The 16574-nt window shown below is 70.0% G+C and carries 10 protein-coding genes; 9 read left to right on the forward strand and 1 reads right to left on the reverse strand.

The annotated features are described in order from the left end of the window. Window positions 1–96 precede the first annotated feature (96 nt). Together AMK34_RS20025 and AMK34_RS20030 are read left to right on the forward strand one after the other, a co-directional pair. The gene (locus tag AMK34_RS20025; RefSeq protein WP_073846407.1) at window positions 97–1275 is read left to right on the forward strand and encodes an MFS transporter; all 1179 of its coding nucleotides are present in this window, start codon (window positions 97–99) and stop codon (window positions 1273–1275) included. Between the two features lie 110 nt (window positions 1276–1385). After that, window positions 1386–2513: a sensor histidine kinase gene (locus AMK34_RS20030; protein ID WP_443111212.1), complete on the forward strand. Its 1128-nt coding sequence runs from the start codon at window positions 1386–1388 to the stop codon at window positions 2511–2513. Here the strand turns inward: AMK34_RS20030 and AMK34_RS20035 are convergent. Beyond that, the gene (locus AMK34_RS20035) at window positions 2487–3125 is read right to left on the reverse strand and encodes a histidine phosphatase family protein (protein ID WP_073846409.1); all 639 of its coding nucleotides are present in this window, start codon (window positions 3123–3125) and stop codon (window positions 2487–2489) included. The genes AMK34_RS20030 and AMK34_RS20035 overlap by 27 nt on opposite strands. A gap of 42 nt (window positions 3126–3167) precedes the next feature. Here AMK34_RS20035 and AMK34_RS20040 point away from each other — a divergent pair, with 42 nt between their 5' ends. The 7 genes from AMK34_RS20040 to AMK34_RS20075 all read left to right on the forward strand — a co-directional run bounded on the left by AMK34_RS20040 (window position 3168) and on the right by AMK34_RS20075 (window position 16538). Next, window positions 3168–5195 carry a cytochrome c oxidase assembly protein gene (locus AMK34_RS20040; RefSeq protein WP_038517383.1) on the forward strand — a complete coding sequence of 676 codons (2028 nt, stop codon included), beginning with the start codon at window positions 3168–3170 and terminating at the stop codon, window positions 5193–5195. A gap of 190 nt (window positions 5196–5385) precedes the next feature. After that, window positions 5386–5814, forward strand: a complete 429-nt coding sequence (locus AMK34_RS20045) for a single-stranded DNA-binding protein (protein ID WP_241832812.1) — start codon at window positions 5386–5388, stop codon at window positions 5812–5814. A gap of 96 nt (window positions 5815–5910) precedes the next feature. After that, window positions 5911–7587: an energy-dependent translational throttle protein EttA gene (gene ettA, locus AMK34_RS20050; RefSeq protein WP_007034699.1), complete on the forward strand. Its 1677-nt coding sequence runs from the start codon at window positions 5911–5913 to the stop codon at window positions 7585–7587. Between the two features lie 16 nt (window positions 7588–7603). Further along, window positions 7604–10177 (forward strand): hypothetical protein, encoded by a 2574-nt coding sequence (locus AMK34_RS20055; RefSeq protein ID WP_073846411.1) that lies wholly within the window; start codon window positions 7604–7606, stop codon window positions 10175–10177. Between the two features lie 340 nt (window positions 10178–10517). Further along, on the forward strand, window positions 10518–15491 hold the full coding sequence (locus tag AMK34_RS20065; protein ID WP_073846413.1) for an NAD-glutamate dehydrogenase: 4974 nt from the start codon (window positions 10518–10520) through the stop codon (window positions 15489–15491). After that, window positions 15491–15910: an acyl-CoA thioesterase gene (locus AMK34_RS20070; RefSeq protein WP_038517375.1), complete on the forward strand. Its 420-nt coding sequence runs from the start codon at window positions 15491–15493 to the stop codon at window positions 15908–15910. The genes AMK34_RS20065 and AMK34_RS20070 overlap by 1 nt, the downstream gene beginning before the upstream one ends. Then, the gene (locus AMK34_RS20075) at window positions 15903–16538 is read left to right on the forward strand and encodes a hypothetical protein (RefSeq protein WP_037347649.1); all 636 of its coding nucleotides are present in this window, start codon (window positions 15903–15905) and stop codon (window positions 16536–16538) included. Before AMK34_RS20070 ends, AMK34_RS20075 begins: the two co-directional genes overlap by 8 nt. The last annotated feature ends 36 nt before the right edge of the window (window positions 16539–16574 follow it).

Consider the following 16574-nt stretch of genomic DNA (forward strand, 5'->3'; position numbering starts at 1 on the left):
GTCACCGGCGCAGTGTAGTCCCGGCCTTCGCCGGTGGACTTTCTGAAGCGCTTAAGTCATTCTGTGGGAAGAGGAATCGGAAGGAGACTGGGGTCTATGCGTGACCGTACGGCCGTTTTCGTCGTGTTCGCGCTCAACGGGGCCGCGCTCGGCTCCTGGGCGCCGCGGACTCCGGCGTTGTCGGAAAGGGTGAACGCCTCACCGGGCGTTTTCGGGCTGGCCCTGCTGGGCGCCAGCGTCGGCATGCTGATCGCGGCGTCGGTTTCGGGGCGGCTGATCGAACGCCACGGTGCCCGCGCGGTGGTCGCGGGCAGCACGATCATCGCCTGCGCCGCATTGCCGATGATCGGCTTCTCGACGTCGGTCGCCCTGCTCGCCGGGGCGTTGTTCGTCCTCGGCGCGAGCGTCGGCGCGCTGGACGTGGCGATGAACGTCGCGGGAGTCGAGGTGGAACGCCGATCCGGGCGGGCCATCATGCCGATCCTGCACGCCGGATTCAGCTTCGGCGCGCTGGCGGGATCCGTCGCCGCCGGATTCGCCGCGTCGCATCAATGGTCGCCGGGACGGCATCTCACGGTCGCCGCGCTGTCCGCGCTGGTCGTGCTGGCCTTCGTCGTCACGGCCGTGCCCGGCGCGCGGCCCGTGCACACCGAGCCCGTCGAGAAGCCGCGTGTGCCGCCGATCAAACGTCCCGTCCTCTGGCTGCTCGCCGCCATCGCGTTATTCTCGGCGATCGCGGAGGGCGCGAGTTCGGACTGGTCCGCCCTGCTGATGACGTCCGTGCACGGGGTCGGCGACGGCGCCGCGGCCTTCGCCTACTCCGGGTTCGCCCTGGCCATGGCGCTTGCCCGGCTCGCGGGTGCCTGGCTGCAGAACCGTTTCGGCGCGACGCGGGCGCTGGCGGTCGGCGCCGGGATCGCGGCGGCGGGTCTGGTGCTCGCCGCGGTGGCGAGCCTGCCGGTGTTCGGGTTCATCGGCTTCGCCCTGGCGGGTGCCGGGCTGGCCGCCGCCTTCCCGATCGCCTTGAGCCTCGCGGGAGCGTCCGGGAAACGCGCCGACGGCACCGGAGGCGAGCGGGAACTGGCGTTCGTCACGGCGATCGCCTACACCGGCTTCCTCGCCGGCCCGCCGCTGATCGGCGGGATCGCGCAGGTGACGTCGCTTTCCGTGTCGTTCCTGTTCGTCGGCTTGACCGCCGCGCTGATCGTGCCGTCCGCGGTGGCCGCGGCGCGGGCGCGGAAACGGGAGGAGGCCGCCGAACCCGTCGCCCGTTGACATCCTCGCCGGGGCCCGGGCAAGCTGATTGCTCGGTAAACTGAAATGAATGCGACTTTGTCGTCATTTCAGGAAGGCTGATCCGGGGGAGGAGCGGCGTGAGGGTGCTGATGCTCGGAGGGGGCGCCGGGATTCCGGCGCGGCTGGTGCAGACCACGTTGCCCTGGCTCATCCTGGTCCCGGTGGCGTTCCGGCTGGTGATGCTGGCGCAGGCGCTGTGGACGGCGGGCACCGGTGGTTCGGTGCTGTGGATGTTCGTGCTGCTGCACCTGGTGCCGAACGTCGCCGAAGCCGTCTGGATCTTCCGCCGTCCTCCGGCCGGGACGCGGCTGGTTCCCGTCGTGGACGCGGGCTTCGCCGCGCTGTTCGTCCTGGCAGCCGCGCCGTTCACGCAGGACGGCGCGATCACGTCGATCACCTGGACCCATCTGATGGGCACGGTGATGATCTGCGCCCTGCTGCGTGGCGCGCTCGCGGGGGCGTCGGCCATCGGGGGAGCGGTGCTGCTGAACGTCGTGTTGCACCTCGGCTCGCCGCTCGGTCTCCTGCTCACCCTCGCGACCGCGCTGGCGGCGTCGCTCGCGATCGTCGGCGTGGTCGGCGCTTCGATGCGGTTCGCGCTCGGCTTCGGGGAGCAGCAGGGCCGGGCGGCGGAACGCGAACGGCATCGCCGCGACGTCCACGACACCGTCCTGCAGGTGATGGAGTCGTTCGCGATCCCCGCGCCCGCCGACGAACTCGACCCGGCGGCCAGCCTCGACCGCGTCCGCCGGACGGCTCGCGCCCAGGCGATGCGCCTCCGGATCAGTCTCGAACACGAACCCGCCGAAGGGATCGGACTGCATCAGCGGCTGCGGCTGCTGGCCGCCGAAATGGCCGCGGAGGGGCTGCGCGCCGAGGTCGTCATCCAGGACGACTGCGCTCCGGAACTCGCGGAGGAAGCGGCCGTGGCACTGCACGATGCGGTCAGGGAGGCCTTGCGGAACACGTTGAAGCATTCCGGGACCAGGCGGGCCGTGGTCAGCGTGGAGGAGATCGGTGGCGGGGTATCCCTGACCGTGCGTGATCACGGCGCCGGATTCGACGTCGGTGACCGGCGGCGTGGCTTCGGCCTCGAGAACTCGATCATCGCGCGGATGGCGGAGATCGGCGGTTTCGCGCGGATCGAATCCAGCCCGGGACTGGGAACGAGAGTGGTGCTCCTCGCTCCCTCAGTCCTGCGTCTCCCCGTCGGGTGAGTCCCGCCACTGACGGAACGGGCGGTCGAGCGTCCATTTGTCGCCCACTCGCTCCGCGACCCGGTACTCGCAGGTCGTCGGGTTGGACAGGGACTCGAACAGCTCGATGCTCCAGCCGAACAAACGGCGGCACAACAGCCGGATGGTCAGCCCGTGTGAGACGACCAGCACGGTTTCGGGGTGATCTTCGCCGCAGGCCGCCAGTTCGCTGAGGAACGCGGCGACCCGGTCGTCCACGTCCGCGCCGGACTCGCCGAACGGCAGCCGGTAGAAGAAGTGCCCGAACTCGTGGCGCCGTTGTTTCTGGACCTCCTGCTCACGCGGATCCTGGAGGTTGCCCCAGTCCTGTTCCCGCAGTCTCGGCTCCGGCACGATCCGCTCGCAGGAGTCACGGATGTCCATCAGCCGCAACGTTTCCCGCGTCCGCAGGTACGGGCTGACATAGACCGCCGGACGCTGCCCATCGAGGAGATCCTCGATCTCCGGGCCCGCCAGCCTGGCCTGCTCGCGGCCGGCTTCGGTGAGCGGCAGGGCGTGGTCGGGGATCCGGGTGTAGGCGAGCTCGTCGACGTTGCCGAGCGACTCGGCGTGCCTCAGCAGGATGATCCGCACGCCGCCATCTTGCCGGTTGCGCGTCCGGCATACCCTCGTGACGTGCCTTCAGACCCCGAGACGAAACCGGCCCCATCCGCGCGGAAGGCCGGTGTCCTGCCGCTGGTGTCGATCGGGGCGCTCCTGGCCGCGGTGGTGGCCGTCGGCCTGGTCGCGCTGACCGGTGGCGCCGGTTACGTCATCGCCGGACTCCCGGACCCGGGCCTGGTGACGCGCTACGGCATCACCGTCGTGCGCGTGCTGGCCGAGGCGGCTTCGGTGCTGTGCGTGGGTTCGCTGCTGCTCGCCGCGTTCCTCGTCCCGCCGCAGAAATCCGGCACGCTCGCGGCCGACGGTTACGCGGCCATCCGCGTCGCGGGTGCCGCCGCGTGGGTCTGGTTCTTCGCGGCCGCCGCGTCGATCTTCTTCTCAGCGGCCGACGGCGCGGGGCGTCCCTTCACCGAGGTGCTGTCGCCGCAGGTGCTGATCGACCTCGTGGACGCCATCGAGCAGCCCAAGGCCTGGCTGTTCACCGCGTTGATCGCGCTGCTGGTCGCGCTCGGCTGCCGTCTCGCGCTCACCTGGGGCTGGACGACGGTCGTGTTCTTCCTGTCCGTCGGTGGTCTCGTGCCGGTCGCGGTCACGGGGCATTCCGCGAGCGGCGGCTCGCACGACATGGCGACCAACAGCCTGCTGTACCACCTGGTCGCCGCCGCGTTGTGGGTCGGCGGGCTCGTGGCGCTGCTCGCGCTCGGCTGGCGGCGCGGCGAGAACCTCAAGCTCGCCGCGACCCGGTTCTCCAAGCTGGCACTGGTCTGCTGGATCGTGATGGCGGTCTCCGGCATCGTCAACGCGCTGGTGCGGATCAGGATCGCCGACCTGTTCACCACGGACTACGGCCTGCTGGTGGTCGCGAAGATCGTCGCGTTGCTGCTGCTCGGTGTCTTCGGGCATCAGCAGCGGCAGAAGGGCGTCGCCGGGCTGGTGAACGGCGCCGGCGGCGGTCAGCTGCTGCGGCTCGCCGCGGTCGAGGTGCTGATCATGTTCATCACGATCGGCATCGCCACCGGGCTCGCGAAGACCCCTCCGCCGCAGGAATCGCTCACCCAGCCGTCGACCACGGAACTGTTGATCGGTTACGACCTCTACGGTCCGCCGACCGTGTTCCGGCTGCTCACGGATTGGCGATTCGACCTCGTCTACGGCACCCTCGCGATCGTTCTCGCCGGGCTGTACCTCGCCGGGGTCCGGCGGCTGCGTCGGCGCGGTGACACCTGGGCCACCGGCCGGATCGTCGCGTGGCTCGCGGGCTGTTTCGTGCTGCTGATCGCGACGTCGTCCGGCATCGGGCGGTACGCGCCCGCGATGTTCAGCGTGCACATGGGCAACCACATGTTGCTGTCCATGGTGGCGCCGGTGCTGTTCGTGCTCGGCGGACCCGTGACGCTCGCCCTGCGCGCGTTGCCCACGGCGGGCAAGGACGCCCCGCCCGGGCCGCGTGAATGGCTGCTCGCGTTCGTGCACTCGCCGCTTTCGCGGTTCCTGACGCATCCGATCGTCGCGCTGCTGCTGTTCGTCGGTTCCTTCTACGGTCTGTACTTCTCGGGCCTGTTCGACGCCGCGCTGAACTACCACTGGGCGCATCTGGCGATGAACGCGCACTTCCTGCTCGCCGGTTATGTCTTCTACTGGCCGGTGATCGGGGTCGACCCGGCACCGCGCCGGCTCCCGCATTTGGGGCGGCTGGGGATGATGTTCGCCGCGATGCCGTTCCACGCGTTCTTCGGGATCGCGCTGATGAGCATGCAGACCGTGCTCGGGCAGGACTTCTACCGCGGGCTGAAGCTGCCGTGGGTCACCGACCTGCTGACCGACCAGCGGCTCGGCGGCGGGATCGCGTGGGCGTCCGGTGAGTTGCCGGTGCTGCTGGTGCTCGTCGCGCTGCTGGTGCAGTGGGCGCGTCAGGACGAGCGAGAGGCACGGCGCAGGGATCGCCGCGAGGAGGCCTCGGGCGACGCGGATCTGAACGCCTACAACGCGATGCTGAAGAAACTCGCCGATCAGGGGCGGGGGCCGGGGTCCGGCTCCTAGCACACCCCGCCCACAAAGCTCGGCGCTCCGCCTCGAGTTGTCCACAACGCCCGGAGTTGTCCACAGATCCGGTTCGCGTCCCTTTTCCACCCTTGATCCGCGGCAATCTGTGCTCAAGGGAAACGCCGGGAAGGTCCCGGGGCCGAGGAGAAGGGCGAGTGTGATGGCGATGGGCGAAACGTGGGTGACCATGATCGGCAACTTGACCAGCGAACCGGTCCACCATTCGGAGCGGGTGCACGGGCACGATGTCGTGTCGTTCGGCCTGCGGAGTGTCGAACGCCGGTACGACAAGGAAAGAGGCGAGTGGGGCGAGGGACGGCAACTCGCGGTCAAGGTCACCTGCTGGCGCAAGCTGGCGATGGCGGCGTTCTCCTGCCTGAGCAAAGGCGACCCGGTGATCGTGGCGGGGCGGCTGCGCGGCGCCGAGACGGCAGAGGAGATCCCGGCACCTCTGGGTCTACCTGAGCTTGAGGCCTTCTCCATCGGCCCCAACCTCGCACGGTGTTCGGCCGAGATCCACCGGCTGGGACGGGATCGGCCCAGGGCGATCCCGTCGGCCCCGCCGCCCGCGGGGAATCCCATGGTCATCGCGCTGGAGGACGCACCCGTGGCGTGAGGTGCCGGTGCTCACTCAGTGATATCGGGCTGACTGTCGGTAGCTCGGTGGTGACCGCCGTCAAGGCCGCGATCGGCTCGCTCTACGATCGCTTGTATGGCCGAGTTCATCTACACCATGAAGAAGGTGCGCAAGACCGTCGGGGACAAGGTCATCCTCGACGACGTCAGCACCGCGTTCTACCCCGGCGCCAAGATCGGCGTGGTGGGGCCGAACGGCGCGGGTAAGTCCACCGTTCTGAAGATCATGGCGGGGATCGAGCAGGCCAGTAACGGCGAAGCCTTCCTCCAGCCTGGCGCCAGCGTCGGCATCCTCATGCAGGAGCCGGAGCTCAACGAGGAAAAGACCGTCCGCGAGAACGTCGAAGAGGGCCTTGGCGACATCAAGGTCAAGCTCAACCGCTTCAACGAGGTCGCCGAGCTCATGGCGACCGACTACAGCGACGAGCTGATGGAGGAGATGGGCAAGCTCCAGGAGGAGCTCGACCACGCCGACGCGTGGGAGATCGACTCCACGGTCGAGCAGGCGATGGACGCCCTGCGCTGCCCGCCGCCGGACGAGCCGGTCACCCACCTCTCCGGTGGTGAGCGCCGCCGGGTCGCGCTGTGCAAGCTGCTCCTGTCCGCGCCCGACCTGCTGCTCCTCGACGAGCCCACCAACCATCTGGACGCCGAAAGCGTGCTGTGGCTGGAACAGTTCCTGGCGAACTACGCCGGCGCCGTCCTCGCCGTCACGCACGACCGGTACTTCCTGGACAACGTCGCGCAGTGGATCATGGAGCTCGACCGCGGCCGCGTCGTCGGCTACGAGGGCAACTACTCGACGTACCTGGAGAAGAAGCGCGAGCGCCTCGAGGTCCAGGGCAAGAAGGACGCCAAGCTCGCGAAGCGCCTGAAGTCCGAGCTCGAATGGGTCCGGTCCAACGCCAAGGCGCGTCAGACCAAGTCGCGGTCCCGGCTCGACCGCTACGAGGAGATGGCCGCGGAGGCGGACAAGCACCGCAAGCTCGACTTCGAAGAGATCCAGATCCCGCCGGGGCCCCGGCTGGGCAGCGTGGTCGTCGAGGTCGAGAAGCTGCGCAAGGGTTTCGACGACCGCGTGCTGATCGACGGGCTGTCGTTCGACCTGCCGCGCAACGGCATCGTCGGCGTGATCGGGCCGAACGGTGTCGGCAAGACGACCCTGTTCAAGACGATCGTCGGGCTCGAGGAGCCGGACGACGGCCGGGTCAAGATCGGCGAGACGGTCAAACTGTCCTATGTGGACCAGAACCGCGGCGGGATCGACCCGAAGAAGACGGTATGGGAGGTGGTTTCGGACAAGCTGGACTACATCCACGTCGGGCAGACCGAAATGCCCTCGCGTGCCTACGTCAGCGCGTTCGGTTTCAAGGGTCCGGACCAGCAGAAGCCGGCGGGCGTGCTCTCCGGTGGTGAGCGCAACCGGCTGAACCTGGCGCTGACCCTCAAGCAGGGCGGGAACCTGATCCTGCTCGACGAGCCGACGAACGACCTGGACGTCGAGACCCTGGGCTCGCTGGAGAACGCTCTCGAGCAGTTCCCCGGCTGCGCCGTGGTCATCTCGCACGACCGGTGGTTCCTCGACCGGGTCGCGACGCACATCCTCGCCTGGGAAGGCACGGACGAGAACCCCTCGCAATGGTTCTGGTTCGAAGGTAACTTCGAGGGCTACGAGAAGAACAAGGTCGAGCGTCTCGGTGCCGAGGCGGCTCGTCCGCACCGCGTCACCCATCGCAAGCTGACCCGCGACTGAGGGCCGGGGGTTCCCCGTGGAAGCCAGCAAGCGCCAACGGCCGGGCTCGCCCACCACCATGGTGGGTGGGCGGACGGCTGCCACCGGGGGAACCCTGTCCGCTGTCGGCAGGTTGATCGAACGCGCGGACGCCCTGCACCTGAGGGCGCCCGAGCTCGCCCTGGTCCTCGGGGAGCGCGCGGCCGCGCTCGCCGAGGCCGCCGGAGCCGACGAACAGTGGATCCGCGCGGAGAGCCTCGTGGTGAGCGCCCGGGTGCGGCTCGGTGGCCGTCCCCGGACGGTCGGCCGCGCCGTGGCCGCCCTGCGCGCCGCGGAACACGCGGGCTACGGCGACATCGCCGCCCGGCTGAGGATCGACCTGGCGGTCTGCGCGCGCAGCGTCGGCATCCCGTTGACGGGGCTGGCCGCGTTGCGTCCGTTGCTGGCGGATCCGGCGGTTTCGCCGTCGCACCGGGCCGAGGCGCTGTGCCACCTCGTCGGCTGCCTGGCGCAGTTCGGCCGGAAGGCGGAACTGGACCGGGTGCTCGCCGAAGCGGACAAGCTCGTGCTCGGCGACGGCTCGATGACGGCGGACTCGCAGTTGCTGATCCGCGCGATGCTGCGGGTCGGGGTGTCGGCGCACCGCCGTCGGCACGGAGACCTGACAGCGGCCGCCGATGCCGCGCGGACCGGGCTGGGCATGCTCGAAAAGCTCGGAAACCCGGACGACGACGGCGGTCTCGTCCGGATCAGGCTGATCCTGCAACTCGTCTGCACGTTGCTGGACCGGGGCGACACGGAGATGGCGCTGGAGGTCGCGCAGCCGATCCTCGACGCCCCCGTCCGGGCCGCGGGGATCGCGCCTGCCGCCTGGCTGCGGCTGGCGGTGGCCACCCGGGTCCTGCTGCCGGCGGGATCCGGCGAGGCTGCCGGAATGCTCGTCCGTGAGGCGGTCGCCGGGACCGGTGACCACAACCTGCACGCCGTCACGGCACGGCTGTGGCTGGAGCTCGCGCAGATCGAGGAACGGCTGGGCCGGGCCGAAGAGGCCATCGGTTGCCTGCACCGTTCGCGGGCCGCCGAGCATCTGCACGCCCGCGCGCGCAGGCAGGCGTGCAACGTCCTGGTCGGCGAGTTCGGCTCGGCCGAGAACGCCGCTGTCGACCTCGACGACGTCTTGCGGGCCGTCGCCGCGCGGTCGGCCGCGGCGGCGTCCACGCCGGCGGCCGTTCCGGCGCCGGAACCGGCCGAGGTGACCGCGGTGATCCCGCCGATCGACGTGGCCCCGCCGAAGCGGGCTGCGGCCGAGCCGCCGATTCGTCGTGAGCCGCAGCCCGTGCGGCAGAGCAGGCAGCCGGAGCCCGCGCCGGTGCGGCAGGCGCCGGTCGAGCCTGCGCGCGCGGCTGTGCCTTCACGTCCCGCGGAGCCTGTGCGTCCCGCCGAGCCTGTGCCTCCTGCCGAGCCACCGCGTCCGGCGGAGCGGCCCGCGGCGCCGGTCGCCGAAAAGAGCGAAGCACCGGTGTTGAAGCCGCCGTCCCGTCCGGAACCTGCCCGGGAAGTGGCGGAGTCCGACAGCGACTGGCGGCGTCGGGTGCCGAAGAAGGCCAAATCGTCGATCAGGTTCGAGCCCAAGGCCGAACCCGCCGCGCCGAAACTGATGCCGCCGCCGAAACCGGAACCCGCGCCGGTGTCGCGTCCCGAGCCGGAGCCTGGGCGCCGTCGTCGTCCGGAAACACCCGCGGCGCGTGAGACCGTTGCCGAACCCGTGGTCGCTCGACCCGAAACCCCGGCTCCGGCCGCACGGTGGCGGGCCGAAGCCGAAGCGCCCGCCCGGACCGAGGAGCCGGTGCCCGTGGTGGCCTCGGAACCCATGGTCCCGGAACTGCTTCTCGCACCCGAGCCCGCCGCCGAGCCCCGGCCGCGGATGGCGGCGGAGGCCACGCCGCCGCGTCCGCCCGGCACCGCCGCCCCGTTGTGGGAGAGCGACGAATGGGCGGCCGAAGAGCGGGCCCGCCGGTCGTCGGCGCCCGTCTCGCGCAAGACCCGGCACGACGCCGAACACGGTTCCGTGGCGGCGAAATCGGTGCTGGACCGGCTCGGGATCTCGAGCGCCGGTGGACACGGCGGCGGACGTCGTCGTGCGGACGCCGCCGCGGATCCCGTGCACCCCGAACCCGTCGCCGAAGAACGCGCCGAGACCCGCCGGGAACAGCCTCCGGTCGAGTACCGCGAGCCCGCCGTCCCGCTCGCCCCGCCACCGCGGGAAGATCCCGCGCCTTCGCAGACTCAGGAAAGCGCTCGTCCGGCCGCCAAGGAAGAGGTCGCGGATCCGTGGCTGCCGCGGTTGCGGATGCCGCCCGCGCTGGACCCGCTGACCGACACCGGTTCCTGGCGGCCGATCACGCCGTTCCCGGAGAGCTACGCCCGCGCGATCGCGGAGGAGGAACCGCCGCCGGACGCCGGTCTCGCCGACCTGCTCGCCCGCGCGCTCGCCGAGCACCAGGCGGGCACCGCCAGCGCTGCCGCGCTCGTGAAGCAGCTCGGTTCCCAGGACTCGGGAAAGCGTCCGGTCAACGGTCACGACCGGCACCGCGCCAACGGGAGCGACTGACCCGCGGTAGCAAAGGTCCCTTGCTCCCTCGCTGGGAGCCACACTTGGCTTGAACGATTCAGCTGACCCGCTCAGGTCGCCTGTCGGGGCATCGCGCGGCAATGGGTGCTGGTCACCCCGGTGCGGCGAGGCGTGGGAGGGTCCGGACAGACCGCCGATGTGACCGGCGAGTAGCTGAACCGATCACGGCGATTCCGGTATCTGAGCAGGGAAATCTTCGACGGGCGGGAATGACCCGGCCTTGTGGAGCCGACTGTCCGGAGCTGTAGGTTGGGTCTGGGCCGGTACAGAGTCGTGCCGGTCGCGGTGTCAATCTCGCTACAGTGGAGAGTTGCCTCAAATGAGCTCGACGGGAGTCTCGTCCCTGCCCGGAAAAGATGTCGGCACCGAGGATGGCGCCCGGCGCCGGTCGGCGAACCCGGAGCAGATCCGGGACGACCTGATCGACGCCGCCGCGGCGTACGCCCCGGAGATCGGCGACCTGATCCGCCTTTACTACCGGCACATCCCGGCCGAAGAGATTCTCGGTGACGACCCGGTCGACCTCGTCGGCGCCGTCCGCTCGCATCTGCAGCTCGCGAAGGACCGGATGCCCGGCCGTCCCGCGGTGCGGTTGCTGAACCCGACGGGCCCCGAAGACGGCTGGACGCGTGAGGCCACCGTCGTGCAGGTCGTCACGGACGACATGCCGTACCTGGTGGATTCCGTCGCGGCCGAGTTCGCGCGGGACGGGGTGCAGGTGCAGCGCATCGTGCACCCGATCGTCGTGGTGAGCCGCGATCTGACCGGTGAGCTGCTGGAGGTCCACCCGGACGCCGACCCGGCGGAGCCGCCCGCGAATTCGGCGGCCGAGTCGTGGATGTACATCGAGATCGACCTGGTCACGGACCCGAACCGCGCCCGCGAGCTGGACAACCGGCTGTCTTCGGTGCTGGGTGACGTCCGCGAGGTCGTCGAGGACACCGACAAGATGACGGAGACGGCCCGCCGTCTCGCCGACGAGCTGGACGGGAACCCGCCGCGGCTGCCCGGGCACGAGGTCGCGGAAGGCGCCCGGCTGCTGCGCTGGCTGGCCGAGGGCCACTTCACCTTCCTGGGCTACCGCCGTTACGAGCTGATCGACAATCCGCACCCGGACAGCGACGAGCCCGCCCTGCGCGCGGTCCTCGCCACCGGGCTGGGCGTGCTGCGCCAGGACAGCCTGGCCGCGCGCAGCCTCACCGCCGGGCCGGACACCGCGGCCTCCGCGCTCGCGCCGACGCTGCTGGTGCTGACCCAGGCGAGCGCGCCGTCCACCGTGCACCGCCCGGTGTATCCGTACTACGTCGGCGTGAAAACGTTCGACGACAACGGGAACGTCACCGGCGAGCACCGGTTCCTCGGCATGTTCACCACCACCGCGCTGCACGAGAACGTGCTCGACATCCCGGTGGTCTGCAACCGCGTCCGCGAGGTCATCCACCGCGCGGGCTTCCCGATGGAATCCTTCTCCGGCCAGCGGATGCTCGAAGTCCTGCAGAACTGGCCGCGCGCGGACCTGTTCTCGGCCGACACCGACTCGCTGTACTCGACGACGACGGGCGCGATCACGCTTTCGGATCGCAGACGGCTGCGCCTGTTCCTGCGCCGCGACCCGTACGGCCGTTTCTACTCGTGCCTCGTGTACCTCCCGCGTGACCGCTACACGACCCGTTCGCGGCTCGCGATGCAGGAGGTCCTGCTCGAAGAACTCGAAGGCACGCAACTGGAGTACAGCGCGCGCATCGGCGAGACCGTGCTCGCGCAGGTGCACTTCATCGTGCACACCGATCCGTCGCAGCGCTCCGAGCCGGACACCCTGCGCATCCAGGAACGGCTCAACGAAGCCGTTCGCAGCTGGGACGACCGGATGGTCGAGGCGATCCTCGCCGAGCGCCGCGAGCGCGCCGGGGACAGTGGCGTCGCGATCGGCCTGCTGGTCGAGGAGTCCGCGGGCGAACAGGGGCAGCGGTTCGCCGCGGTGTTCCCCGAGGGCTACAAGGAGGACTTCACCGCGCTCGAAGCGCTGGCGGACCTCCGTGCCCTGGAGTCGCTGACCGACGAGGGCGACCTGTCGATGTCGTTCTACCTGCCGGCCGACGCCGAGGCGGGGGAGCGGCGCTTCAAGCTGTACCTGCGCGGCGAGGGCGTCACCCTCTCCCAGGTGCTCCCGGTCCTGCAGCGGATGGGTGTCGAGGTCGTCGACGAGCGGCCGTACGAACTGCGCCGCGAGGACGGCGGCCGGTCCTGGATCTACGACTTCGGCCTGCGGATCGACCCGCAGGTCCTCGACCACGCGGACAGCGATCTCCGCACCCGCTTCCAGGACGCCTTCCACGCCGCCTGGCGCGGCGACTGCGAGGTCGACGGTTTCAACGGTCTCGTCCTGCGCGCCGGGCTCACCTGGCGCCAGGCGGCCATCCTGCGGGCCTATTCGCGGTACCTGCGCCAGACGAAGATCCCGTTCTCGCAGGAGTACATCGAGAACACCGTCCTCGCGCACACCGACATCGCGACCGCGCTGGTGCGGCTGTTCGAGACCCGCTTCGACCTCGCGCTCGGCGACGAGGCCCGCGCGTCGCAGGCCGATCAGCTCACGACCGAGATCGGCAAACTGGTCGACGAGGTGACGAGCCTCGACGAGGACCGGATCCTGCGACGGCTGATGTCGGTCATCCTCGCCACGCTGCGGACGAACTACCACGTCACCGACGGGGACGGGAACTCCCGCCAGTACCTGGCGCTCAAGCTCGACCCGAGCGCGGTGCCCGAGCTGCCCGAGCCGCGGCCGAAGTACGAGATCTTCGTGTACTCGCCCCGGATCGAGGGTGTGCACCTGCGCTTCGGCGACGTCGCGCGCGGTGGCCTGCGGTGGTCCGACCGCCGGGAGGACTTCCGCACGGAGATCCTCGGCCTGGTCAAGGCGCAGGCGGTCAAGAACGCGGTCATCGTGCCTGTCGGCGCGAAGGGCGGCTTCGTCGTGAAGCGTCCGCCGACGGCCACGGGCGACCCCGGCCTGGACCGCGACGCCCAGCTGAACGAGGGCATCGCCTGCTACCGGATGTTCATCTCCGGCCTGCTCGACGTGACCGACAACCGCGTCGAGGGCAAGACCGTCCCGGCGCCGCGCGTGGTCCGCCACGACGGCGACGACAGCTACCTCGTGGTCGCCGCGGACAAGGGCACCGCGAAATTCTCCGACATCGCGAACGAGGTCTCGGCGAACTACGGGTTCTGGCTCGGCGACGCCTTCGCGTCCGGCGGCTCGGTCGGCTACGACCACAAGGCCATGGGCATCACCGCGAAGGGCGCTTGGGAGAGCGTCAAACGCAACTTCCGCGAGCTGGGCAAGGACACCCAGACCGAGGACTTCACCGTCGTGGGCATCGGCGACATGATGGGTGACGTCTTCGGCAACGGGATGCTGCTCTCGAAGCACATCCGGCTCGTGGCCGCCTTCAACCACATGCACATCTTCCTCGACCCGAACCCGGATTCGGCGACGTCGTTCGCCGAACGGCGTCGGCTGTTCGATCTGCAGCGCTCGTCGTGGGAGGACTACGACCGCTCGCTGATCAGCGAGGGCGGCGGGATCTACTCGCGGTCGGCGAAGACGATCCCGGTCAGCCCGCAGGTCCGAGAGGCGCTCGGCCTCGGCGAGGACGTCACGAAGCTGGCGCCCAACGACCTGATGCAGGCGATCCTGCTGGCGCCGGTCGAGCTGCTGTGGAACGGCGGCATCGGCACCTACGTCAAGGCCGAGAACGAGACCCACGCGGACGCGGGCGACAAGGCCAACGACGCCCTGCGCGTCAACGGCAACCAGCTTCGCGTCAAGGTCGTCGGCGAGGGCGGGAACCTGGGCCTGACCCAGCTCGGCCGGATCGAGTTCGCCCGCGCGGGCGGCAAGATCAACACCGACGCCCTCGACAACTCGGCGGGCGTGGACTGCTCCGACCACGAGGTCAACATCAAGATCCTGCTGGATCACCTGGTCTCGACCGGATCGCTGGACGCCGAGCAGCGCAACGAACTGCTGGAGCAGATGACCGACGAGGTCGGCGAGCTGGTGCTGGCCGACAACTATCGGCAGAACGCGGTGCTCGGGGTCAGCCGGGCGCACGCCGGCCCGATGGTCTCGGTGCACCAGCGGCTCGTCGCGGCGCTGGTCGCGAAGGGCGCCTTCGACCGCAAGCTCGAAGCGCTGCCGAGTTCGGCGGAGTTCCGCGCGCTGGAGAAGGCGGGCGAGGGCCTCACCTCGCCGGAGCTGGCGACGCTGCTCGCGCACGTCAAGCTCGACCTCAAGGACGAACTGCTCGCCAGCGAACTGCCGGACTCCGAGGTGTTCTCGCGCCGCCTGCCCGAGTATTTCCCGAAGCCGCTTCGGGAGCGCTTCGGCGACGCGATCTTCCAGCACCCGCTGATGCGCGAGATCATCACGACGATGGTGGCCAACGAGGTCGTCGACGGCGCCGGGATCTCGTACGTCTTCCGCCTGATGGAGGAGATGAACGCGACCGCGACCGACGCCGTCCGCGCGTACGCCGTGGTCACCCACGTGTACGACCTGCCCTCGCTGTGGGCGCAGATCGACGCGCTGGACAACGTCGTGCCGACCGAGGTCGCCGACGAGATGATGCTGGAGACCCGCAGGCTGCTCGACCGGGCCGCCCGCTGGTTCCTCACCAACCGGCCGCAGCCGCTGGCCCCGCTCGCCGAGATCAACCGGTTCGGCCGGGTCGTCGGCGAGCTGGCCCCGAGGGCACACGAGCTGCTTCGCGGTGTCGAGTGCGCTTCGGTGGACGCGAACACCGAGCGGCTGATCGGGAAGGGCGTCCCGGCGGAACTCGCCGGACGGGTGGCGCTGCTGCTGCACACCTACGGCCTGCTCGACGTCACCGACGTCGCGGAGCTGGCCGAGCAGCAGGCGGGGATCGACGCGGTGCACACCCCGACGGAGACGGCGGGCCTGTACTACGCGCTTTCCGACCACCTCGGCATCGACAAGATGCTGACGTCGATCAGCGGTCTCGAACGCGGCAACCGCTGGCACGCGCTCGCGCGGCTGGCGCTGCGGGACGACGTCTACGGTTCCCTGCGGACGATCACGCTGGACGCCCTGCGGCACAGCGATTCGGGCACCGACCCGGACGAGAAGATCGCCCACTGGGAGAAGACGAACGCCTCGAGGCTGCAGCGGGCCCGGGTCGCGCTGGACGAGATCAGCCAGTTCGGCAAGCTCGACCTGGCGACGCTGTCGGTGGCGGCGAGGCAGATCCGGAGCACGGTGAGGTAGTGAGCTACATTTCCCTGATCCGGCCGCGCTGGTCGGATATGGACGTCTACGGGCACGTCAACCACGCGAACATGGTGACCCTGCTCGAAGAGGCGCGGATCCCGCTGTTGTTCGGGGACGCCGTCCGGGCCGGGCTCACCGAACTGCCCAAGGGCATCGTGGTGGTGAAGCTGGCCGTCCATTACCGTTCGCCGATCGTGGTGTCCGATCAGGACATCCGGGTGGAGATCTCGTTGAAGGACTTGAAGCACGCCAGCTTCACCCTCGGCTACCGGGTGCACTCCGGGCCCGCCGAGGCCGACAAGGTCGCGGTCACCGCCGAGACGGTGCTCGCGCCGTTCGACACCGCGTCCGAGCGGCCCCGTCGGCTGACCGAGGACGAACGTGCCTTCCTGGAGAAGGGGTTCGCGGATGCCTGAGCTCGTCATCCCGGACGCGGGCGACCGCGAAACGCTCGGCGCGTTCGTGGCCAGGGCGGTCCGGCTCGACCAGAACACGCTGGTGCGGTTGCGGCAGCGCGGTGACGGTGTCGTCGAGGCGTGGTGCGCGACGCCGTTCGAGGTCCTGGCCACCAGGGCCGTCGCCGGTGACATCACGCCGTCGGACATCACCGTGTCCGGGAACGAGCTGCTCGCCGCGCTGACCGTCGCCGGTGGCGAGCGGATGGATCCGGGCCCCGCCCGCGATCTGATGTGGCATTCCGAGCTGCCCGCCCCCGGCCGCTGGCAGCTGGTGGACGAACTGCCGGCGACGGTGATCTCGGAGCTGGCCGATCGCGGGGTCACCCTCGCGCGCGACAACGTGGGCCCGCACGGCACGCCGCCGGCGTCGCTGATGGACCAGGCGGTGCTCACCGTTTCGGGCAACGAGCTGGAGATCAAGGTCCAGATGCGGTGCCTGTTCGCGTTGTCGGGGATGGGCTTCGTGGACTCGTCGATCGACGGCGACGTCGTCCGGGTGACCGCGACGGATTCGTGGATGCGCATCGACGCGCGGTACGGCGCAGTCCTCAAGCGGCGCCACGCGCTCCTGCCGCTGCTGTTCTGACGGGTTTCTTACCGCATGACGCCGCGGGTGGCTTCC

This window comes from Amycolatopsis sp. CB00013, from assembly GCF_001905755.1.
In the GTDB taxonomy this organism is placed as follows: Bacteria; Actinomycetota; Actinomycetes; order Mycobacteriales; family Pseudonocardiaceae; genus Amycolatopsis; species Amycolatopsis japonica.